Below are 21,265 nucleotides of genomic sequence, written 5' to 3'. Positions count from 1 at the left end.
AATATACTCGTACTAACATAAGTTGCATATCAAGCGCTAGCGTGTTAAAGTGCAACAGAATTCCACATCGTTTAAAATTGTCTCGAACGGCTTAAGCCAATCGAGACAAGACCCGATTATGCTCCTCATGCAGCAGAAACGGGATAGACGTTCTGTGCCTTATACTTGGCAGATCACTAAATCGCCATGCCATTGACTGCGCGAAAAGGCAAGCCTGATCTCAATCGGTTGCCCTGACGGGGATTTAAGAGATGAAGAAAACGTTTGTTACACTTCTGGCGCTTGCTTTTACGGCTGGCAATGCCTGCTCGGCATTTGCCGCCGGCCCCACAGGTCTTGCCCGCGGCCTGAACGACAATTCGGCGGTCAGCTATATCTCTGAAAAAGGCAAGATCATTCCGCCCTTCGCCCAGGTGCTGTTCTGCGCCCAGAACCCAGCCGAATGCCGCGACAACAATGGATTGGCTGTCATCACGCTGACGGACAAGGAGATGCTGCAGCTGAAAAATGTAAACAGCTCCGTCAACCGGACGATGGTCGGCCGGAACGATCCCCGCAACGAATTGAACGGCGACGTCTGGAGGGTGAATGTGCGCAGCGGCGACTGCGAAGATTTTGCGTTGACCAAACGCAGTCGACTGATAGCGATGGGCTGGTCGTCGCGCGCCCTGCGGATTGCGACAGCGTTTACGCCTTCCGGGGAAGGACATGCAGTGCTAGTGGTCAGAACCGACATGGGCGACCTTGTGCTCGACAACAGGCAAAGCAGCATCAAGAACTGGCACGATACCGACCTGCGATGGGACAAGATTCAATCGGGAACAGACCCCTACGTCTGGTATCGGCTGTAGCAGCCAAGGCAGTCCACAGGACAATTCCTCCCGTTACGGAATTGAAGTCGAGCCGGCTATAACGAACGGCTCGACTTGTCATATCGCCCACACAAACCTATGTTTTTGCTGTCGCGGGGTAGCCGGCAACGAGCAGAGGCACCTCGAGTACGACTTCCGATGTGGGTATCAAGCGATCTTCGATATTGTCTTTTGGCCCAGATTCAGTATGACGAACCTCATGCTGCGACGCAGCATGACGTTCTACTCTAATGATTTGAGGGAAATATGCGCATCACGATGATTGGATCAGGCTATGTAGGCCTCGTTTCAGGCGTTTGCTTTGCGGATTTCGGCCACGACGTCATCTGCGTCGACAAGGATCTGAGCAAGATCGAGGCCCTTCGCGAAGGCCGCATTCCGATCTACGAGCCGGGTCTCGATCAGCTGGTTGCCGAAAACACCAGCACCGGCCGCCTGTCGTTTTCGACGGATGTCGGCGAAAGCGTGCGTGGCGCCGACGTCGTGTTCATTGCTGTCGGCACGCCGTCCCGGCGCGGCGACGGCCATGCCGACCTCTCCTACGTCTATGCGGCTGCGCGCGAGATTGCCACTTATGTGGAAGGCTTCACGGTCATCGTCACCAAATCGACGGTGCCGGTCGGCACCGGCGATGAGGTTGAGCGCATCATGCGGGAAACCAATCCTGCAGCGGATATCGCCGTCGTTTCCAACCCGGAATTCCTCCGTGAAGGTGCGGCGATCGAAGACTTCAAGCGCCCTGACCGTATCGTCGTCGGGCTGAACGACGATCGGGCGCGCGAAACCATGACCGAAGTCTATCGCCCGCTTTACCTCAATCAGGCACCCTTGGTTTTCACGACCCGCCGCACCTCCGAACTGATCAAATATGCCGCTAACGCATTTCTTGCGATGAAGATCACCTTCATCAATGAGATCGCCGATCTCTGCGAGCGGGTCGACGCAAACGTCCAGGATGTCTCGCGCGGCATCGGCCTCGATGGCCGTATCGGTTCAAAGTTCCTGCATGCAGGCCCCGGTTACGGCGGCTCGTGCTTCCCCAAGGACACCCTTGCCCTTGCCAAGACCGCGCAGGATCACGACGCCCCGATCCGTCTCATCGAGACGACGATCTCGATCAACGACAACCGTAAGCGAGCGATGGGACGCAAGGTCATTTCGGCCGTCGGCGGAGACATTCGCGGCAAGAAGATCGCCATCCTCGGACTGACCTTCAAGCCGAACACCGACGACATGCGCGACAGCCCGGCCATCGCCATCATCCAGACGCTGCAGGACGCCGGCGCCCAGGTCGTCGGCTATGATCCCGAGGGTATGGATAATGCCCGCAAGGTCATCGAGAACATCGAATATGCGAACGGCCCCTACGAAGCCGCTGCCGACGCCGATGCCCTCGTCATCGTCACCGAATGGAACCAGTTCCGAGCACTCGATTTCAATCGCCTGAAGCAGTCGATGCGCGCTCCGGTACTCGTCGATCTGCGCAACATCTATCGCAGCGACGAAATCCGCAAACACGGTTTTACCTATACCGGTATCGGCACCAACCTTTACCAGGAAGCCTGAGAGAGCCTGACAAATACGTGAAGCTTCTGACGCCGCGGCACAATCCCGCGGCGTTTTTTTGAATCGTGCCGCCGAAACCGAAGCAGTTTTTGGTTGGCGTCACGTTCTCCTTGCCCAGCTCATCGGCCCGAAGATCGGAATGGATTTTCGGAAGGCACCGATGCGTTAGATTCAGAGTGTTGAAGTGTCCTTACTGTGTGCGGGAAGGAGCACGGCGCTCTAAAGAAGCCCTACCCGCGTCCCCTTGATCGTTAGCACGGTCAGCCGGCCCGTCGCCGAAACCGCGGTGTCGATGCCGATGCGTTGCGGACCGAATGTCGGGATTCGCCCCGGGGTATGTCCGTGGATCACGAGCACAGGAAGCTGCGGCCCCTCGTCCAGGAAGGGTTGCCTGATCCACATGAGGTCGCTGTCTGTTTGTTTCTTGAGATCGATGCCGGGTCTGACACCTGCATGCACAAACACCACCCTGCCTATCCGCAACATGACCGGCAGCGATTCCAGGAACTCGATATGCCGCTCGGGTATCATGTTGCGAATGACGCGGGCAATCGTTTCGTTTCCCGCCGCCGACTGCAGGAGATGCTCGATATCGATGCCATATGATTGCAGCGTCTCCGTCCCGGCAAAACCCAGCCACTCGAAAATTCCCGCCGGTTTGCGATAAAGCTTCACCAACTCCGCATCGTGATTGCCGCAAAGGACCACACGCTGAAATCCCGGCGGCGGACTCTTGCTCAGGAACTCCAGAACCGCACTCGAATCGGGTCCACGATCGACGTAGTCGCCGAGCATGACGATGAGTTTGGGACCCGGAATACGCGCTGCATCCTCTACGATGCGTCGATGCACCTCGACGAGCTCGTTGTAACATCCGTGAACATCGCTCATGGCATAGACCGCAGCGAATTCGCTTTCGGCAAATGTCAGCCGAGCGCGCTTCCTACGGCTGCCGGCCAGTATCGGTATCTGTTGTCGCCACGGTCCTAGATAATTAAACATATAACCCATTTATGAGACCCGACCGAATGGCGGGTTGATCGAATTCTCATCCATTGCTGCCACGGCACCAAGCTCAGTGTTCATAAGAAGTTGGCCTGATCGCGGCGTCGAGATTGTAGCGGAGACCTGTTGCCACATTCACAACGGCATAGTCCTTCGCCATTTACTGAACCGCCTGCGTCAGGCTCGCCTGGGCGGTCGCGGCCGAACGTTGCGCGTCCAACTCATCAAGCAGTCAGGATTGTCCATCCTTGTAGCTCCCGATTGAAAGCGCAAGAGCTTCCTGCGTGGGCCTCACCTCGGCAGGTCGGCTCTCGGCGGCACATGATCTAGCCCGATCACGCAGTCCGCTCGGGATAACAAACGACTTCCGCAAGCAGCGGCGCTTGGTATCCATCCATAGCAGAGAAGATATCGCGATTAATATTCGCCTGTATTTTAATACATGATGGTTAATTGCCGGTTAATCGTGCGTTTACTGCTCCGGACCTTCTATCACCAGCTGTATTTCCAAGTATTTTCGCGTTTGGAAGAACTGGAAACTCGCGGCTTTCCACAGACGAGGTCTCCGAAAAAGCTGTATATATCAACTACAGCGAGAGTCGCCATGAAAAAATGAACGTTAAAGCAGATCGCGCTTGACGACCTTGCGACGTCGCTTAAAGATGGTGCGCTGCGAGAGTGAATGACAATTCTTGATCAGGAATCTCAGATCCAAAATTGCGGGGTGCAAAGTGGAAACTGCGGTTGATTCGAAACTTATCCAAGCGATCAGCTACGACGAAGACAGCCGGCATCTGCGGGTCTATCTGACCAACGGTCAGAGGCGAGAATATGAAGGTGTTCCCAAAGGGGTCGTCGTCGGTTTGACGATGGCGGAATCACCGGGGAATTTTTACATGAAAGCAATAAGGGGCAAATATCCGCCTCGCCCTTAGCTGCCGCACCGACTGCCGGCGGTCTTAAGACGGCGACATCTGACTTAAACGGCGGGCGGTTCCGAGCCCCCTTGAGTGTCAATCTACGACGACATCATCGTCGTCTCAGAACGATGCGGGACCGGTATTCACCGGTCCCGCTCACGTTTTGGCCACTGTCCTTGCACGGTCAATAACCGCTGAGGAACTCGCGAACCGCATCGATCTCAAGCGGCGCGATCTCGTGCCCGCCGGCATGCCAGACCGTTCTGACCTCCGCACCCCGACTCTCCAGGTGCGCTAAAAGGGCCTCGGTGGCTGCGATCGGAGCGATGGGATCCCGTTGTCCGGCTGTCACCAGTACCTTTCTTCCCGCCAGCGTCGACCGAGCTTCGGGCTGAAAGGGAATGAGCGGATGCATCAAAACCGCCGCATCGAAGATGCCCTTTTCAATCAGCACATTGGCAAGAATATTTGCGCCGTTCGAGAAGCCCAGGCCCAGAACATGAGAAGCCTGGTATTCGGCGGCCAATGCCGTGACATAAGCCGCCATCTTCTCCGTCGCGCGTGAAAGGTCGGACATGTCGTAAACCCCTTCCCCAGTGCGGCGGAAGAACCGGGCCGCGCCATATTCGGAAACATCGCCACGCGGTGAAAGAATCGTTGCTTCGGGCAGCAGCCGTCGGCCGAAATCGAAGAACTGGTTCTCATCGCCGCCGGTGCCGTGCAGCACCAGCAGAATCGGTTTGTCAGGTGCGCCGGCACCCAGCCGATGCACATACCCGGTTTCGATCATATCACCCTCCCTACGCTTCCAGCGGCTGCAGATGCTGCTCGAGCAAGGAGCGAAGATGAGCGTGCTGCTGCGGCAGCTTCAGCGCTTCGCCGAGATGGGCAGTGTCTTCGTCGCGGTCGAAGCCAGGCTCATTGGTTGCGACCTCGAACAAAACACCACCTGGCGTGCGGAAATAGATCGCCCAGAAATAATCTCGGTCGATCACCGGTGTGACCTGATAGCCCGTGTCCATCAGCGCCTTGCGCACTTCGAGCTGCTTTTCGCGGTTTTCGACCGCAAAGGCGACATGGTGGACGGAGCCGGCGCCGGGAAGCGCGCGGGCAATGTTCGGCATGGTCTCCAGGTCGATCAGTTGGGCGCCGTTGCCATCCGGCCTGATCAGGCGTTTGACTCCGTCCCTTTCCTCGGCGACTTCGTAGCCCATGAACTTCAGCAGTTCGGCGGTTGCGCCTTCATCCCTTAGCCGCATGGCAACGGAGTGGAAGCCGCGAATAGCACGATCCTCGCTGATGCCGCCATGCGTCCACGGCTGGCGGCTGTCATTCTCGACCTCGACGAGTGCGAAGCCATCGCCATCCGGGCCGGAGAAGTTCAGGCGCTTTTCGCCGAAGCTCTCCTCGGCCTTCAGACCGCCGACGCCAAGCGTGGCGAAGCGCTCGCTCCAGAAGCCGAGCGAGCCTTGCGGGACGGAAAATGCGGTCGTGCCGACCTCACCGGTGCCGGGACGGCCCTGTGCCATCTTTGGGAAGGGGAAATAGGTCATGATCGTGCCGGGTGCACCGGTCTCATCACCATAGTAGAGGTGATAAACATCGGGCGCATCGAAATTGACGGTCTTCTTGACGCGGCGCAGGCCAAGCGCATGGGTGAAAAACTGGTTGTTGGTGCGGGCATCCTCCGCCATCGACGTAACGTGATGCAGCCCCTTGATCTGATCGAGCATGTGAGACCCCTTTCTCGCCCGCCATTCGCGAGCTTTTGATGGATCATAAATGCGCCCGGCCTGGCCTCCGGAATAGACCCTAAGACCAAAACGCATTGTCTCCTTTTAGCGAACGAAAATCAATTCATGTTCACTTCAGGCCCCATGAGGATCTGCGGGCAATTGCCAGTTGATCGGCGCCCGCCCGCGGGACTGGAGGAAAGCATTCGCCTTGGAAAAGTGTTTGCAGCCAAAGAAGCCGTTATGGGCCGAAAGCGGCGAGGGATGCGGCGCCCTGAGCACCAGATGTCGGGCCGTATCGACAAAGGCAGCCTTGCGCTGAGCATAGGAACCCCAAAGCATGAAGACGACGGATTCGCATTCATCATTGACTTTGCGGATAACGGCATCGGTAAAGCGCTCCCACCCCTTGCCCTGATGGGCGGCCGCCTGCCCTTCTTCGACAGTCAGCACGCTGTTCAGCAGGAGCACGCCCTGCCTTGCCCAATGTTCGAGAAAACCGTGGCGTGCCGGTGTTATGCCGAGATCCGTCTCCATCTCCTTATAGATATTGACGAGCGAGGGCGGTATGCGCACGCCGGGCCTGACACTGAAGCATAGACCGTGAGCCTGCCCAAGCCCGTGATAAGGATCTTGGCCGAGGATGACGGCCTTGACGTTGGCGATCGGCGTCAGATCAAGAGCGCGAAAATATTCGCTGCCCTTCGGAAAGATCCGTTTGCCGACCTGCTTCTGGGCGACGAGGAAGGATCTGAGTTGCTGCATATAGGGACTTGAAAACTCCCCCGCCAGCGCGGCCTTCCAGCTCTCCTCGAGACTGACGGATGTATCGCTCATCAGAAACCCTTCAGCATAGGACGAAATAATCGACAGGCGGTTCCAGCAAACAAGCTGACGTCGCAATGCCTGCGGGGTTTCGCGTCGGCTTCAGCCCATCGAAACCTGGCGGCGAGCCGCAGAGCTTGTTCGAGACGTCATCGTCCGTGTTTACTATATGCCCGCTTCGGTATTTACGCCGACTGACGGGGTGAGTAGAACCTTATTGTGACAATCGGGGGCATGTCTTCACATGAAATTCGGCACGAGCGGCCTTCGCGGACTTTCAGTCGATCTCAAGGGACGCGCCTCGGCACTCTACGCCGCCGCGTTCGGCAAATATCTGCTGCGGACCGGCAGGGCGCAGGTCGGCGACGTTATTCTGATCGGCCGCGACTTTCGCGATTCTAGCCCCGAAATCTCGGCAAATTGCGCCGGTGCGCTAACGGCTCTCGGCTTCCGGATCTTCGATTGCGGCAATGTGCCGACACCAGCCCTTGCCCTTTATGGCCTCCAACGCAAGGCCGCGTGCCTGATGGTTACGGGCTCGCACATACCGGCAGACCGCAACGGCATCAAATTCTATCGCCCGGACGGTGAGATCGACAAATCGGACGAGGCAGCCATTACTGCAGAGGCAGCCGCGATCGAGCGAAGTGGTCAAGCGCCGGTCGTGGCGCTGGCCAAAATAGAAGAGCATGAAGCAATCTGCCGGCAGCTCTTTTTCGAACGTAACGCCATGCTGCTTCCACAGGGCGCGCTGTCGGGCTTGAAGATCGGCGTCTATCAGCACAGCACCGTCGCCCGCGACCTGATGGTCGACGTTCTCACCCATTACGGTGCCGAGATCATTGCTCTCGGACGCTCGGAGAGCTTCATTCCTGTCGACACCGAAGCCGTGTCCGACGAGACGATTATGCTGATGAGACGCTGGGTATCCGAGCACAAACTCGATGCGATCGTTTCGACCGATGGCGACGGCGACCGCCCGCTTGTCGCGGATGAAGCCGGCCTACCGCTGCGCGGCGACCTTCTCGGTCTTGTGGCAGCCAATTTCTTGGGAGCTCGCACAGTTGTGACGCCCGTCACCTCCAATTCCGGCATCGAGGCCGCAGGCTCCTTTGCCGTCAAGCGCACCCGTGTCGGCTCCCCCTTTGTCATAACAGGCATGGAAGAGGCTGTGGCCGCCGGCGATGATCGCGTCATGGGCTTTGAAGCCAATGGCGGTTTGCTGACCGCTACCCCTTTCGATATCAACAGGCAAAACTTGCGCGCCCTGCCGACGCGTGATTGCTTTATTCCCATGCTCGCAATCCTGTCGCTCGCGGGCGCTCGCAGGCAGCCCGTCTCTGCCGTTGCCAGTTCCTATAAACTGCCCTTCGCCGCCGCCGGTCGTCTGGAGAATTTCCCGGTTGAGACGAGCGCCGCGCTGATGGAATATCTCCGCGCCTCGGACGAAAATCTGGCCTCTTTCCTGCAGCCCATCGGCGTGGTAGCGGCGCAATCCAATATCGATGGGCTTCGGGTGACATTGAGCGATGGCCGGATCATCCATTTCCGCCCATCCGGCAATGCGCCGGAAATGCGCTGCTACGTGGAAGCCGGCAGCGAATCCGCAGCCTTCGACCTGCTGCATGCCGGGCTCGACAGAATAAGAGCCTGGGCAACTGCCCGCTAAAATGCAACGAATAAGCGTTCTATTTCGAGGAACCCGCCTATGAAGCAGAAAATCGTTCCCGTGATCATGGCCGGCGGCAAAGGCACGCGGCTCTGGCCGCTTTCCCGTGCCACTGCGCCGAAACAATTCATCCAGTTCGTGGGCGACAAGACGCTGTTTCAGGAAACGCTCGAACGCGTTTCCGATCCCGAGCTCTATGAAGCTCCGATCGTCGTCACCAATGAGGAGTTCCGCTTTCTGGTCGCCGAGCAGGCGCGCGCGCTTGCCATCCCGCTCGCCGCCGTCTTGCTCGAACCGGTCGCCCGCAATACCGCCGCGGCGGTCGCCGCTGCAGCAACGCTTGCCGCCGACCTCTTTGGCAAGGACACCATCATCCAGATGCTCGCCTCGGATCATGAGATCCTCGCCGACAAGAGCTATTTCGACTGTATCCGTATCGCCCGCGACGCGGCGGCCGGCGGCAAGCTCGTTACCTTCGGCATTAGCCCGACCGAGCCGGCGACGGGTTATGGCTATATCGAGATCGGCGATGCGCTTGATAATGGCGCTCACAAGGTGAGCCGCTTCGTCGAGAAACCGGCACTGGACGAAGCCCAGCGGATGCTCGCGAACGGCGGCTTCTACTGGAACTCGGGCATCTTCATGTTCCCGGTAGCAGAACTTCTTGCCGAACTGCAGGAATATGCTCCCGAGGTGTTGAAGGCTGCAAGCAAGGCTGTTTCCAAGGCAAGCCGCGACCTCGATTTCACCCGCCTCGACGCCGACCATTTCGCCAAGAGCCCCGACATATCGATCGATTATGCGGTGATGGAAAGGACATCGAAGGCAGCGGTCGTTCCCTCTCCATTCCGGTGGTCCGACATGGGAAGCTGGGATGCGGTTTGGAAGTCGGGCAAACGCGACGATAGCGGCAATGTCGCCGCCGCCAACACGACCGTCGTCAATACCCGCAACTCGCTTGTCATGACCCATGGCGTGCACCTTGCCGTGCAGGGCATGGAGGATGTCGCCGTCATCGCTAGCGAGGACGCCGTCTATGTCGGGCCGCTCAAGGACAGCCAGAATGTCGGGCAACTGGTCAAGATGCTGGCCGCCTCCTCCGCGACGGCAAAATTCGCCGAAACGCATCCGACATCCTACCGACCCTGGGGCGGCTACACCTCTATCTTCAACGGCGACCGCTTTCAGGTGAAGCGCATATTCGTCACGCCGGGCAAGAAGCTTTCGCTGCAAAAACACCACCATCGCTCCGAGCACTGGGTCGTCGTGAAGGGAACGGCCGAGGTGACGATCGGCGACAACGTGCAGATGCTGCGCGAGAACGAAAGCGTCTATATCCCGCTCGGAGAGGTCCACCGTCTCGCCAACCCGGGCAAGATCGTCCTCGAACTCATCGAGGTTCAGACGGGCTCCTATCTCGGAGAGGACGACATTATCCGCATTGTCGACGAATTCGGAAGAACATAGAGCAAATGCCGGAACGGCTGGCGGACTAGGTCAGTCCGCCAGCGCTGCCGGCATGAGCACCATTCCAGTTGAATTCCTTTCCGGGTTTCTCGTACAATGCATGAGCCGACAGACCTGACAGGAGATGTCTTCTAATGCGTACCCTGCCCGCCTTGGCCGGATTTCTTGCAATCGTGCTTCCGGCAATAGCCTTTGCCCAAAACATGCGCGCTGCAAGCGAGGCGGAAATCCGCCAGCATCTGCCCGGCACGTCGGAGCTGAAAGAAAGCAGCAACGGCTATGAATATCGCGAGGGCAACGAGAACGGCTATAAGATCGGCAATGGCCAGGTGTGTGTCCGGTTTCCCGACAAGTCGACCGACTGCGTTAGCGTGAAGACTGACGGCAAGAATTTTCAGATGATCGACCGTAAGGGCGGCCGAACCAGATTCTGATTTCGGCCCGGACTGCTTTGCCCCGTTTATTGTGCCGGCCCCGTTTCGCCGTCCTTACCGAGAACGAATTCGGCGATCAGGCCCGAATGGTTGGAGCCGAGATTGTCATCGAGACGTTTCAGCGACTTCAGATGAAGCGGCGCGCGCGCGAAGATGTGATCTATGGCGATCCCGAACCGCCCGGCGGCGATCGGCCATGTCGCCGGTTCGGGCGCCAATGTCTTCAGCTTCTGCGTGCGCAGCAAAGCCCGAACGCCAGGAGCGATCGAAGACGAATTGAAATCGCCGGACAGCACCAGCGGACCTGAGATCGAACCGAGCGCTTTGCCGAGATCTTCCAACTCTTCCACCTGGTAGTCGTCGAAATAGGGTTTGGTCAGGTGCGCCGATACGAGATTGACGGTGTGCCCGCCGAAATCGACACTTGCTGCGACCAGCCTGTCTTTCCGCAAGCTGCCGATGCTCGCGACCTGCCGCGTCACGAACGGGCGTTTGGACAGCACCAGCGTATCGCAGCTGTCTTTGCCGTGGTCGCAGCCGATATGATACGGATAAACCTTGAACAGTCGCTGCAGATGGAACGTCAGCGGCTTGGCTTCGAGCAGATTGGCGACATCGGCATTCGAAGCGATCACCATGTCGGCGATGGCGGTCGAATTTTTCCAATTGTCGATCGCGATGTTGAACGACATCAGCCTGAAAAGCGGCGCTGTTCCTGTCCCCCTGTCTTCCCCGGCAAATTCGCGCAGCATGATAAGGCCGTGCGCGGCGAGAAACAGCGAGGCGAGCAGAAGGGCAAAGCCGTAAACATGTCTCCTGACTGCGAGGATGACGAGGCTGCCGGCGACGAATGCGACGGCGAGGTGGATTTGAAAACTGTAGACGAAGGAGAGCAGCCAGAAGTCCGTGATATAGCGCAACGACACGACCACGATGGCCAGGGTCATAAAAGCCGAAAGAATCCAATAAATTATGTTTCTCATCAATCCCTGGTTCCGCCGGCATCATGCTCAAGACGACGAGCCGCCCATAACATGCAGGCCGTGATGGTGCAATGCAGCATAACATCCGGAAACGACGACAGCGGCACCGGCTCAGCCGCTATCTTTCAAAGGCCTATCGACTCGCCCTCTTTTTATCCTGTAAGTGGGTGCCATTTTATACGGAATCGGCTTTTGCCGTCGGCAGGGAGCCGAGAAAAAGGTGGGAATGCGCTACTTCATTACAGGCACTGCCGGCTTTATCGGTTTTCATCTGGCCCGGCGCCTGCTGCAGGAAGGGCATGAGGTGACTGGCTTGGACGGCCTCACTCCCTATTACAACATCAAGCTCAAGGAGATGCGTCATGCGGCGCTCTCTCAGTTTCCCGCCTTCCGGCCTGTCATATCAATGCTTGAAGACCGGCGGGCACTGGAGGCGGCAGTCTCCGCGAGCGAGCCTGACATCCTGATCCATCTCGCGGCGCAAGCCGGAGTCCGCTACAGCCTGGAAAATCCCGAAGCCTACATACATTCGAATGTCGAAGGCTCCTGGAATATCATGGAAATCGCCCGACGGGTTGAAGTTCGCCACCTGATGCTGGCCTCGACATCATCGATCTATGGCGCAAACGCGACGGTCCCCTTCCGTGAGACCGACCGCGCCGACGAGCCACTGACAATCTATGCCGCGACGAAGAAATCGATGGAGCTGATGGCGCACAGCTATGCCCATCTGCACAAGATTCCGACGACCGCCTTCCGCTTCTTCACCGTCTACGGCCCGTGGGGCCGGCCCGATATGGCGCTCTTCAAATTCGCCAAGAACATCCTCGAAGGCCAGCCGATCGAGATCTACGGCGAAGGCAATATGAGCCGCGACTTCACCTATATCGACGATCTCATCGAAGCGATCGTCAGGTTGTCGGCAATTGCCCCAAGCGAGGAAAATCGGCTCGGCGACGTGTCGGTCGAAACGCTTTCGCGTCAGGCGCCCTTCCGCGTCGTCAATATCGGCGGCGGCCAACCGGTCAGCCTGATGGATTTCGTCGAGACGGTGGAAAACGCGCTTGGCCGTCCTGCCATTCGCAAGATGCTGGCGATGCAGAAGGGGGACGTGCCGCGCACCTTCGCGGCTCCCGATCTGCTCGTGGCACTGACGGGTTACAAGCCCGATACGACATTGGATGCCGGCGTCAAGGCCTTCGTCGACTGGTATATCGACGTGCGTCGCGAACTGAATGCCTGAAGCGCGTGGCCTTAACGGAAAAGCGTGACAGCTTCCACAGCACCGACTGCCTTCGAGAAGAGATAGTCGATGGCGACGGTCAAGCTCTGCGAATAGGCCTTGAGCTGATAACCCCTACCCTCGATAGCAGCCGGGCCTCGCAGAACGAGGGGAGCGCTCGGCCGCACGAAGCCGGCGCGTGTCGTCAAGGGATTTTCGGTCGAATGGTCGATGGCGGAAGTGTACATCAGGTCGCGGGCGAGGCTCGCAGGCCCGGCGGCGAAGGCCGAACCCGCGGCCGTGGTTATGCTCAAGGTCAAGGCGATGGCGGCAACAGTTTTCTGCATGTCGAAGTCCCCGTTCTTGGATTGGCGGGCTTTCTTTTGCCCGTCTCCAAGCGATCGACGCGTCTGTCCACGCTTCGGCCGCTTTCATGGAACACTCTACAGGTCGGAATTTGCAGGGCTTTTAAGCAGTTCGCTCAATTTTTAGGAAATTTGACTTTTGTCCCGCACAACCGTCGCAGTCTCAGAGAATGCGATCCAGCTTCTTGTTGATATGCAAGTTCGGCATCAATCCCGCGCTTTGCGCAGCATGATAGGATTCTCGCGCCGCATCGAACGAGATCGACCACATAATGGCGCTCAACAGGAACGCGATAATATAGATCTGGATACGCATCGAATTGGCGATACGCAAAGAGCAAGGCAGTTTTGTGTCAAAAAATGAGCGTAAAACGAGAAAAAAGCGGCACACTTTTCCCGCCGTTCAGATCGCGCCGGACATATTAGTGTCGTCAAATTTAGAGATGGTGCATTGCTACTGTTAGCAGCCACCCCAAGAGCATGAGAGGCCCGTTCGCTGCGGGCCTCTTTGCTTTTCCTGCGGGCGCTGGAAAGCTCGTCTGCACGACGTACCAAGACCGGCTCATCCCCTCATTCCGGAAACCCTGATCGAGGAAACGCGCCGAGGAGGCCGCGCACCAGCGAAAAAATCAATCGATTGACTTATTTTGCGAAGGGGCCTATAAGGAATGTCATGACTCAGGAACGCGACAACTCAAATCCGCCAGCTTCCGCCCGTGCCGAGATCGCCCGCCAGAAGATGTTGACCGCTGCTCTCGACGTCTTCGGGCGCTATGGCTTCGACGGCGCCTCGACCCGGCAGCTGACCGAAGCTGCGGGCGTCAACCTGCAGGCGATCCCCTATTATTTCGGCAGCAAGGAAGGCCTCTACATCGCCACCGCCGAATATCTGATGATGCAGATCGACGCGCATGTCAGCGGCATGCGGGCCCGCATCGGGGCGCATCTCATGGCTCTCGACGCAGCCGGCGAAACGCTCGGAGAGACGCAGGCGCGTGTCTTCCTGACCGAAATTCTCCAGACCATGGTGACGCTCTTCGTCGCCAAGGAGTCCGAACCGTGGGCGCGGTTCCTCATCCGCGAGCAGATGGAGCCGACCGAGGCCTTCAAGCGCGTCTACCAAGGCATCATGCGGCCGATGATCGAAATGGGCCGGCGCCTGGTCGGCGCAATTCTTGGCGAGGATCCGGCCTCCGAACATGTGCGCCTGCGTACCTTCAATCTCGTTGGCAGCATCCTCATCTTCCGCTTTGCCCACGCCGCCGTACTCGCCCAGATGGAATGGGACGGCTTCGGTCCCGAGCAGGTGGAAATACTGCGGCGCCTGGCCGCTGAGCTGGCCGATGTCATCGGTCCGCCGAAAGGAGGCGCAGCATGAAACGCATCCTCCCGCTCGCTGTCCTTCTCCTCCTTGCGGCAGGTGCGGCCGCCTGGTGGTATGGCCTCCCCGCAAGGCTCGGCTGGCTGCCCGATGCCCGCCGCGAATTCGTTCTTTACGGCAATGTCGATATTCGCCAGGTCTCGCTCGGCTTTCGCGTCAGCGGCCGCCTCTCCGAACTCCGCGTCGATGAGGGCGATCTCGTCAAGAGCGGAACGATCCTGGCGAAACTCGACGCCGCGCCCTACGAGTTCGCCGTCCGCTCCGGCGAGGCCAATGCAGCCGCTCTTCGGGCAACGCTTGACAAGCTGAAGGCCGGTCCGCGGCCGACCGAGATCGCCCAGGCGCGCGCCGCCTATGACGAAAGTCTCGCGGATCTGCAAAATGCCAACCTCGCCTATGAGCGCGCCCGTCAGCTTCGCCCGCAGGGCACGATTTCCGAAGCGAGCCTCGACCAGGCGACCGCCGCAAAGGCGATGGCCGCCGCCCGATCAGAGTCCGCCAACGAGGCGCTGAAGCTGCTGCAGGAAGGCTCGCGGGTTGAGGATATCGCCGCCGCCGACGCCCAGCTGAAGGCAGCCGAGGCAACGCTCGCCTCCGCTCGAACCTCGCTGGCTGACACGGAACTGCGCGCGCCGAACGACGGCGTCATCCTCTCGCGGGTGCGGGAGAACGGCGCGATCGTCTCGCCGGCAGATACCGTCTTCGTGCTCTCCCTGACCGAGCCAGTATGGGTGCGCAGCTACGTCGCCGAGCCCGATCTCGGGCGCATCCACCCCGGCATGAAAGTATCCGTCGCCTCTGATACTCAGCCGGATAAACCTTATGAAGGCACCATCGGATTCATTTCGCCGGTCGCCGAATTCACTCCGAAGTCGGTGGAAACGCCGGAGCTGAGGACTGACCTCGTCTATCGCCTGAGGATCGTCATCGACAGGCCCGGCCCGGATCTGCGCCAGGGCATGCCGGTCACCGTGCGGCCGTCTGCGCCGACGGCAGGCCGACAATGATCGCCCCCGGGCCTGGCCGGGACGACAAGCCGCTCGTTTGGATCGACGCCGTCACCAAACGCTTCGGCGACGCGCCTGCGGCTCTCGATGCCATCTCCGGCGTCATCGGCGGCGGTGCGATCACCGGTCTCGTCGGCCCGGACGGCGCCGGAAAGACAACGCTGATCCGGCTGATGACCGGCCTGATGCTGCCGGACAACGGAACCATGGAGGTTCTTGGCTTCGACACCAGAAAAAATGCCGCCGGCATTCAGGCTGCGATCGGCTACATGCCGCAGCGCTTCGGCCTCTATGAGGATCTCTCAGTGCAGGAAAACCTCGACCTCTATGCCGATTTGCGTGGCCTGCCGAAGAGCGAACGCGCCGGCGCCTTCGATGAGCTGCTGACCTTCACCGACCTCAAGCGCTTCACCGGCAGACTCGCAGGAAAGCTCTCCGGCGGCATGAAACAGAAGCTCGGCCTCGCATGCGCGCTTCTGAAGAAGCCGCGCCTGCTGCTGCTCGACGAGCCGGGCGTCGGGGTCGATCCGATCTCGCGCCGCGACCTCTGGAAGATGGTCGAGAACCTGACTAGGGAAGGCATAGGCGTGGTCTGGTCGACCGCCTATCTCGACGAGGCCGAAGCCTGCGACCACGTCCTGCTCTTGAACCAGGGAAAACTGCTCTTCTCCGGAAAACCGGACGAAATGACCGAGCGTGTCAGCGGCCGTGTCTTCCGCGTATCCGATGTTAGCGGCCGCCGCCGGCAGGTTCTCGCCGAACTTCTGCAGGCCGATGGCGTCATCGACGGCGTGATCCAGGGCGAGGCGATCCGCCTCGTCGCAGCCAGCGGTAAGAAGCCCGATATCGGCAAGGCCGGCGACGGCGCATCGCTTTCTCCTGCCCCACCGCGTTTCGAGGACGCCTTCGTCGATATGCTCGGCGGCGGGCCCGGCGGCCGCTCCCGGCTTGCGGAAGCGCAAGAGCCGCTGAAGGCCGAGGGCGACCGCCCGGTGATCGAGGCCAGGGGCCTGACCAAACGCTTCGGCGATTTCACCGCCGCCGACGATATCAGCTTCGATATCCGCCGCGGCGAGATCTTCGGTCTGCTCGGTCCGAACGGGGCCGGCAAGTCCACCACCTTCAAGATGCTCTGCGGCTTGTTGAAACCGACCGGCGGCGAAGGCCGTGTTGCCGGTTTCGATCTTCGTCACGACGCCGCCGAAGCGCGCAATCAGCTCGGCTACATGGCGCAAAAATTCTCGCTCTACGGCGATCTCACGGTCATGCAGAACCTGGAATTCTTCGCCGGCGTCTATGGACTTCGCGGGCAGCGCAGGCGCGAACGCATCGAGCTGATGGCGGATATTTTCGATTTCGGCCGCCACGCCCGCGAACCTGCCAAGGATCTGCCGCTCGGCCTCAAACAGCGCCTGGCGCTCGCCTGTGCTGTCATGCACGAACCGCGCGCCCTGTTCCTCGATGAACCGACCTCCGGCGTCGATCCGATCACCCGGCGCGAGTTCTGGACCCATATCAACGGCTTGGTGGAAAAGGGCGTCACCGTGCTCGTCACGACTCATTTTATGGACGAGGCGGAATATTGCGACCGGATCTCGCTGATCTATCGCGGCCGCTCGATCGCGCTCGGCTCGCCCGATGAGTTGAAGGCACGTGTCGCGACAAAGGATGAACCGGATCCGACGATGGAGGACGCCTTCATCGCTTTGGTGCAGCGATCGGAAGCGGAGGATACCGCATGAGTATTTCCTCCAGCCGGCTCCGGCGCCTTGCAGCCCTGGTGCGCAAGGAAAGTTTCCAGGCAATCCGAGATCCGAGCAGCATCCTCATCGCCTTCGTATTGCCGCTGATCCTGCTCTTCCTCTTCGGCTACGGCGTCTCGCTCGATACCACGCGCACCCGCATCGGCCTCGTGGCCGAGGAGATGACGCCGCTGACGCAGGACCTCGCGGCCAGCTTCCGGGCGTCGCGCTATTTCGACGTGCTGATCGGCCGTGACCGGCGCCTGTTCGAGGAAGATCTCGTGATCGGCAAGGTGCGCGGTATCGTCGTCATCCCGGCCGATTTCACCACGCGCTACACCGCCGGCAATCGCCCGGAGATCCAGGTTATCGTCGACGGCTCCGATCCGAACACGGCGAATTTCGTCCAGAATTATGCGCAGGGCGCCGTCGCCAACTGGGAACAGCAGAGGCAGGCCGACGTCGCCTCGCGTAATCCCGCCATCGCCATCGAACAGCGTTTCTGGTTCAATCCGGAGCTGACAAGCCGCAATTTCCTCGTGCCGGGCTCCATCGCCATCGTCATGACGCTCGTGGGTACGCTGCTGACCTCGCTCGTCGTCGCCCGCGAATGGGAGCGAGGTACGATGGAGGCGATCATGGCGACGCCGGTGACGGCCGTCGAGCTGCTCGCCGGCAAGATCCTGCCCTATTTTCTGCTCGGCCTCACCTCGATGACGCTCTGCGTGCTGCTTGCGGTCTTTCTGTTCGGCGTGCCGTTCCGCGGCTCCGTCGCCGGCCTTTACGCCCTGTCGGCCGCCTTCCTGATCCCGGCGCTGGGGCAAGGCCTGTTGATCTCGACAGCAACCAAGAACCAGTTCCTGGCGTCGCAACTCGCGCTGATCTCCGCCTTCCTGCCGGCCTTCCTGCTCTCGGGCTTCCTGTTCGAGATCAACTCCATGCCGAAGATCATCCAGTGGATCACCTTCATCGTGCCGGCGCGCTACCTGATCCCCAGCCTGCAGACGGTGTTTCTCGCCGGCGACATCTGGCCGATGTTTAGTCAGGCAATCTCGGTCATGCTGACGATCGGCGGCGTCATGTTCGTGCTGGCCGCACGCAGCACCAGAAAGAGGATCGGCTGAGATGGGATGGACAAGGCTCTACGCGCTCATCGTCAAGGAATTGCTCGCGGTGCTCCGCGACCCCAAGGGACGCGCTATCCTGATCGGCCCGCCCATCGTCCAGCTGCTCGTCTTTTCCTACGCGGCGACACTTGAAGTCCGCAATGTCGACGTCATGATCCTCAACCGCGACAGCGGCCATTGGGGCCAGGAGCTGATCGAGCGCATCGATGGCTCGCCGACCTTCCGCAATATTGAGATTGCCGCCGAACAGGCGGAGATCCAGGTGGCGATCGACAATCAGATGGTACTCGCTGCCATCGAGATCGGCCCGGATTTCTCCCGCAATATCGAAGCGGGGACGCCGGCCGACCTGCAGGTGGTGCTCGACGGCCGCCGCTCCAACGCCTCGCAGATCGTCGCTGGTTATATCTCGCAGATCGGCGCCGCTCTTGCCGCCGAGACACCGGCCGGCAAACGCGCCGGCGCCAGCATCCTCTCATCCGTGCCGCGCAACTGGTTTAACCCGAACCTCACCTTCCAATGGTTCATGGTGCCGAACCTGATCGCCAGCATCGCGCTTTTGATCGGCCTGATCGTCACGGCTTTGTCGATCGCCCGCGAGCGCGAGCTCGGCACCTTCGATCAACTGATGGTCTCGCCGTTGCGTCTGCACGAGATCCTGATCGGCAAGCTGATCCCGCCGATGATGATCGGCCTCTTCCACATCACCGTATATATTGTGGCCGCCGTCTTTCTCTTCGAGGTGCCGCTACGCGGTTCGCTCTTGCTGCTTTATAGCAGCGCGATCTTTTATCTCGGTTCTGTCGCCGGCCTTGGCCTCTTCATCTCCGCACTGTCGATGACGCAGCAGCAGGCGATCCTCGGCGCCTTCCTGTTCATGGTCCCAGCCATGTTGCTCTCCGGTTTTGCGACTCCGATCGAAAACATGCCAGCCTGGCTGCAACCGATAACATTGGTCAATCCCCTGCGCTACTTCCTGGTGATCGTCAAAGGCGTCTTCCTCAAGGATATCCCCTTAAGCGAGGTGGTCAATCAAACCATCCCGCTGGCGCTGATCGCCACTGTTACTCTCAGCGCCGCCGCCTGGCTCTTCCGTCGGCGCCTGGAATAATCTCACCCCATGCATGCTTCAGCCGCCTCACAGAATGTGAACCGGCCTTCCAAAGCGTGACTCTTTGCTGCTGGAACCTCGGTTTGGCACCGTCGTTAGTCGAGTGCAACCCCAGCAAAGGAGAAGCAAAATGTACAAGATCATACTTGTCTCCGGCGCCCTTGCGCTGTCGTCGCTTGCCACCAACGCGCTCGCTGACGGCGCCGTGACCGGTGCCGCCGGAGGCGCCATTACCGGCGCAATAGTCGGTGGCCCCGTGGGTGCTGCCGTGGGCGGCATCGCCGGCGGCGTTGCCGGTGCCGCTATTGACCCGCCGCCGCGCGAGGTCGTCACCTACGTCGAACAACAGCCGGCCCCGACCTCTCGCGTGGTCGTCGAGCAACCGATCGTCGTCGGCAAACCGCTTCCGGCCGATGTCGTCGTCACCCCGGTTCCGGATAACCCCAAATACGCCTATACCGTCGTGAACGACCGTCGCGTGATCGTGGAACCCCGGACCCATCGAGTTGTGCAGGTCATCGAATAATCAAACGGTCGAGACCGCCTGCTGCGTCTCGGCTACCTCCGGCCCCGCTTCGGCGGGGCTTTTTTTGTTTGCAGCACGACCGATCGGCGCGTGATAGCACGGCAAGCAGCCGCCTGAACGGCGGCTTCCATACCCCAACCGGAAATCAGACCTTCAGCTCGCGCCGCTCGCGTTCCGTGACCATGGCGAGATCGAGCACCTTCTGCAGGTTGGCCGCGTGGCGGAAATTTGGGTCTGGCTGGATGCCGCTTGCCACCGCTTCGGCGAAGCGCTGATAGTTGGTCGGCACTGGAGGCACTTCGATCTCCTTCCAGGTGGCGGTCTCGGCATCGTCGCCGAGGCAGCCGCGCAGTTCGGACCCTCCGGGCCGATGGATCACTTCGAGGCTGCCCTTTTCGCCGTAGATGCGCAGCTTCAGCTCGTTCAGATGGCCGGTCGCCCAACGGCTGGCATGGATGACGCCGAGCGCGCCGTTGGCGAAATCGACCGACATCGTGAAGCTGTCATTGGCGTCTAGCATATATTCACCGATCTGGCCGCCCGGCGCCTTGTTGAAGGTCTTCAGCCGCGCAAAGACATGGTCGATGTCAGTCGCGGCGCCATAGGCGGCGAAATCGAGGATATGGATGCCGACATCGCCGAGCACGCCGTTTGAGCCGTGGCCGGTGGAAAGCCGCCACAGCCAGGTCGATTCGGTGCGCCAGTCGCCCCACGCGCGCGAGACGAGCCAGCTCTGGAGATAGGAGGCCTCCACATGCTTGATCGTGCCGAGCTCGCCGGCGAGCACCATCTCGCGGGCGCGCTGCAGCGGCGCGACGTTGCGGTAGGTGAGGTTCACCATGTTGATGACACCGGCCTTTTCGGCAGCTTCCGTCATCTCAAGCGCCTTCGGATAGTTTTCCGCCAGCGGCTTCTCGCAGAGCACATGTTTGCCGGCGGCAATCAGCGCCAGCGTTGTCGGGTGATGAATGCGGTCGGGCGTGATATTGGTCGCCGCGTCGAATTCACCCCAGGCAATCGCCTCATCAAGCGAGAGAAATCGCTTTTCGATGTCGAACTTTTCGGCAAAGGCGGAAAGCCGGTCGGGATCGGTGTCGACGGCGCCGACCACCGTGACCCCGTCGATTTTGCTGAAGTGGGTGAGCTGGTTTTTCGCCATCACGCCCGTGCCAAGAACGAGTAGTCGCATGAATGCTCCTCAGCGGTAACCGGCTTCGCCGGCCTGGTGCAGTTTCGGGCCGCGTTCGACGATCGGCTCCAGTGCCTTTTCTACCGGCACATTCGGAGCGTCGGTAATGCTCGTCAGAGCG

20 protein-coding genes and 1 pseudogene are annotated in these 21,265 nt (G+C 59.9%); 13 read left to right on the top strand and 8 right to left on the bottom strand.

The window, feature by feature from the left end; all coding sequences use genetic code 11:
- Window positions 1-251 precede the first annotated feature (251 nt).
- Complete coding sequence (locus tag FFR93_RS08335; protein WP_138392888.1) at window positions 252-851, top strand: transglutaminase-like cysteine peptidase; 600 nt, start codon at window positions 252-254, stop codon at window positions 849-851.
- A gap of 267 nt (window positions 852-1,118) precedes the next feature.
- A complete protein-coding gene (locus tag FFR93_RS08330; protein ID WP_138392887.1) occupies window positions 1,119-2,438 on the top strand; it encodes a UDP-glucose/GDP-mannose dehydrogenase family protein in 1,320 nt (439 codons plus the stop codon).
- Window positions 2,439-2,657: 219 nt separating this feature from the next.
- On the opposite strand, the gene FFR93_RS08325 is transcribed toward FFR93_RS08330, so the two are convergent.
- Window positions 2,658-3,449: a metallophosphoesterase family protein gene (locus tag FFR93_RS08325; protein ID WP_064711388.1), complete on the bottom strand. Its 792-nt coding sequence runs from the start codon at window positions 3,447-3,449 to the stop codon at window positions 2,658-2,660.
- Window positions 3,450-4,135: 686 nt separating this feature from the next.
- Between FFR93_RS08325 and FFR93_RS08310 the strand changes: the two genes are divergently transcribed.
- The gene (locus FFR93_RS08310; protein WP_064711387.1) at window positions 4,136-4,378 is read left to right on the top strand and encodes a KTSC domain-containing protein; all 243 of its coding nucleotides are present in this window, start codon (window positions 4,136-4,138) and stop codon (window positions 4,376-4,378) included.
- A gap of 169 nt (window positions 4,379-4,547) precedes the next feature.
- On the opposite strand, the gene FFR93_RS08305 is transcribed toward FFR93_RS08310, so the two are convergent.
- The 3 genes from FFR93_RS08305 to ung form a co-directional block, all read right to left on the bottom strand.
- Entirely contained in the window at window positions 4,548-5,153 is a 606-nt protein-coding gene (locus tag FFR93_RS08305) for an alpha/beta hydrolase (RefSeq protein WP_138392886.1), read from the bottom strand.
- 10 nt (window positions 5,154-5,163) lie between these two features.
- A complete protein-coding gene (locus tag FFR93_RS08300; RefSeq protein ID WP_138392885.1) occupies window positions 5,164-6,096 on the bottom strand; it encodes a VOC family protein in 933 nt (310 codons plus the stop codon).
- A gap of 135 nt (window positions 6,097-6,231) precedes the next feature.
- Entirely contained in the window at window positions 6,232-6,933 is a 702-nt protein-coding gene (gene ung, locus FFR93_RS08295; RefSeq protein ID WP_138392884.1) for a uracil-DNA glycosylase, read from the bottom strand.
- Between the two features lie 232 nt (window positions 6,934-7,165).
- Here ung and FFR93_RS41270 point away from each other — a divergent pair, with 232 nt between their 5' ends.
- From FFR93_RS41270 to FFR93_RS08285, 3 genes are all read left to right on the top strand, one after another.
- Window positions 7,166-8,590 carry a phosphomannomutase gene (locus tag FFR93_RS41270; protein WP_205910735.1) on the top strand — a complete coding sequence of 475 codons (1,425 nt, stop codon included), beginning with the start codon at window positions 7,166-7,168 and terminating at the stop codon, window positions 8,588-8,590.
- A gap of 39 nt (window positions 8,591-8,629) precedes the next feature.
- Complete coding sequence (locus FFR93_RS41265; RefSeq protein WP_205910734.1) at window positions 8,630-10,057, top strand: mannose-1-phosphate guanylyltransferase/mannose-6-phosphate isomerase; 1,428 nt, start codon at window positions 8,630-8,632, stop codon at window positions 10,055-10,057.
- 134 nt (window positions 10,058-10,191) lie between these two features.
- Complete coding sequence (locus FFR93_RS08285) at window positions 10,192-10,491, top strand: hypothetical protein (protein ID WP_064705940.1); 300 nt, start codon at window positions 10,192-10,194, stop codon at window positions 10,489-10,491.
- 26 nt (window positions 10,492-10,517) lie between these two features.
- Here FFR93_RS08285 and FFR93_RS08280 read toward each other — a convergent pair whose 3' ends face one another.
- Window positions 10,518-11,474, bottom strand: a complete 957-nt coding sequence (locus FFR93_RS08280; protein WP_138392883.1) for an endonuclease/exonuclease/phosphatase family protein — start codon at window positions 11,472-11,474, stop codon at window positions 10,518-10,520.
- A 226-nt stretch (window positions 11,475-11,700) separates the two neighbouring features.
- Here FFR93_RS08280 and FFR93_RS08275 point away from each other — a divergent pair, with 226 nt between their 5' ends.
- Window positions 11,701-12,717 (top strand): NAD-dependent epimerase/dehydratase family protein, encoded by a 1,017-nt coding sequence (locus FFR93_RS08275; RefSeq protein ID WP_138392882.1) that lies wholly within the window; start codon window positions 11,701-11,703, stop codon window positions 12,715-12,717.
- A gap of 11 nt (window positions 12,718-12,728) precedes the next feature.
- Here FFR93_RS08275 and FFR93_RS08270 read toward each other — a convergent pair whose 3' ends face one another.
- Entirely contained in the window at window positions 12,729-13,043 is a 315-nt protein-coding gene (locus tag FFR93_RS08270) for a hypothetical protein (protein ID WP_138392881.1), read from the bottom strand.
- A 691-nt stretch (window positions 13,044-13,734) separates the two neighbouring features.
- Between FFR93_RS08270 and FFR93_RS08260 the strand changes: the two genes are divergently transcribed.
- The 6 genes from FFR93_RS08260 (at window position 13,735) to FFR93_RS08235 (ending at window position 19,955) form a co-directional block, all read left to right on the top strand.
- The gene (locus FFR93_RS08260) at window positions 13,735-14,439 is read left to right on the top strand and encodes a CerR family C-terminal domain-containing protein (RefSeq protein ID WP_064705943.1); all 705 of its coding nucleotides are present in this window, start codon (window positions 13,735-13,737) and stop codon (window positions 14,437-14,439) included.
- Window positions 14,436-15,449, top strand: coding sequence for a secretion protein HlyD (gene hlyD / locus FFR93_RS08255; protein WP_138392879.1), 1,014 nt, complete (start codon window positions 14,436-14,438; stop codon window positions 15,447-15,449). The genes FFR93_RS08260 and hlyD overlap by 4 nt, the downstream gene beginning before the upstream one ends.
- The gene (locus tag FFR93_RS08250; protein ID WP_138392878.1) at window positions 15,446-17,191 is read left to right on the top strand and encodes an ATP-binding cassette domain-containing protein; all 1,746 of its coding nucleotides are present in this window, start codon (window positions 15,446-15,448) and stop codon (window positions 17,189-17,191) included. The genes hlyD and FFR93_RS08250 overlap by 4 nt, the downstream gene beginning before the upstream one ends.
- On the top strand, window positions 17,188-18,315 hold the full coding sequence (locus tag FFR93_RS08245) for an ABC transporter permease (RefSeq protein ID WP_138392877.1): 1,128 nt from the start codon (window positions 17,188-17,190) through the stop codon (window positions 18,313-18,315). Before FFR93_RS08250 ends, FFR93_RS08245 begins: the two co-directional genes overlap by 4 nt.
- Window position 18,316: 1 nt before the next feature.
- Window positions 18,317-19,429: an ABC transporter permease gene (locus FFR93_RS08240; RefSeq protein WP_138392876.1), complete on the top strand. Its 1,113-nt coding sequence runs from the start codon at window positions 18,317-18,319 to the stop codon at window positions 19,427-19,429.
- A 130-nt stretch (window positions 19,430-19,559) separates the two neighbouring features.
- Complete coding sequence (locus FFR93_RS08235) at window positions 19,560-19,955, top strand: DUF1236 domain-containing protein (protein ID WP_064705948.1); 396 nt, start codon at window positions 19,560-19,562, stop codon at window positions 19,953-19,955.
- Window positions 19,956-20,100: 145 nt separating this feature from the next.
- Here FFR93_RS08235 and FFR93_RS08230 read toward each other — a convergent pair whose 3' ends face one another.
- Both FFR93_RS08230 and FFR93_RS08225 read right to left on the bottom strand, forming a co-directional pair.
- The gene (locus FFR93_RS08230; protein ID WP_064705949.1) at window positions 20,101-21,144 is read right to left on the bottom strand and encodes a Gfo/Idh/MocA family oxidoreductase; all 1,044 of its coding nucleotides are present in this window, start codon (window positions 21,142-21,144) and stop codon (window positions 20,101-20,103) included.
- A 9-nt stretch (window positions 21,145-21,153) separates the two neighbouring features.
- Window positions 21,154-21,265, bottom strand: a pseudogene (locus FFR93_RS08225) (trehalose utilization protein ThuA); the annotation flags it as partial.

It is taken from the genome of Rhizobium sp. MHM7A (assembly GCF_005862215.1).
GTDB lineage: Bacteria > Pseudomonadota > Alphaproteobacteria > Rhizobiales > Rhizobiaceae > Rhizobium > Rhizobium bangladeshense.
The sequence above is the reverse complement of the archived record's forward strand: the minus strand, read 5'-3'. Positions and strand labels throughout refer to the sequence as shown.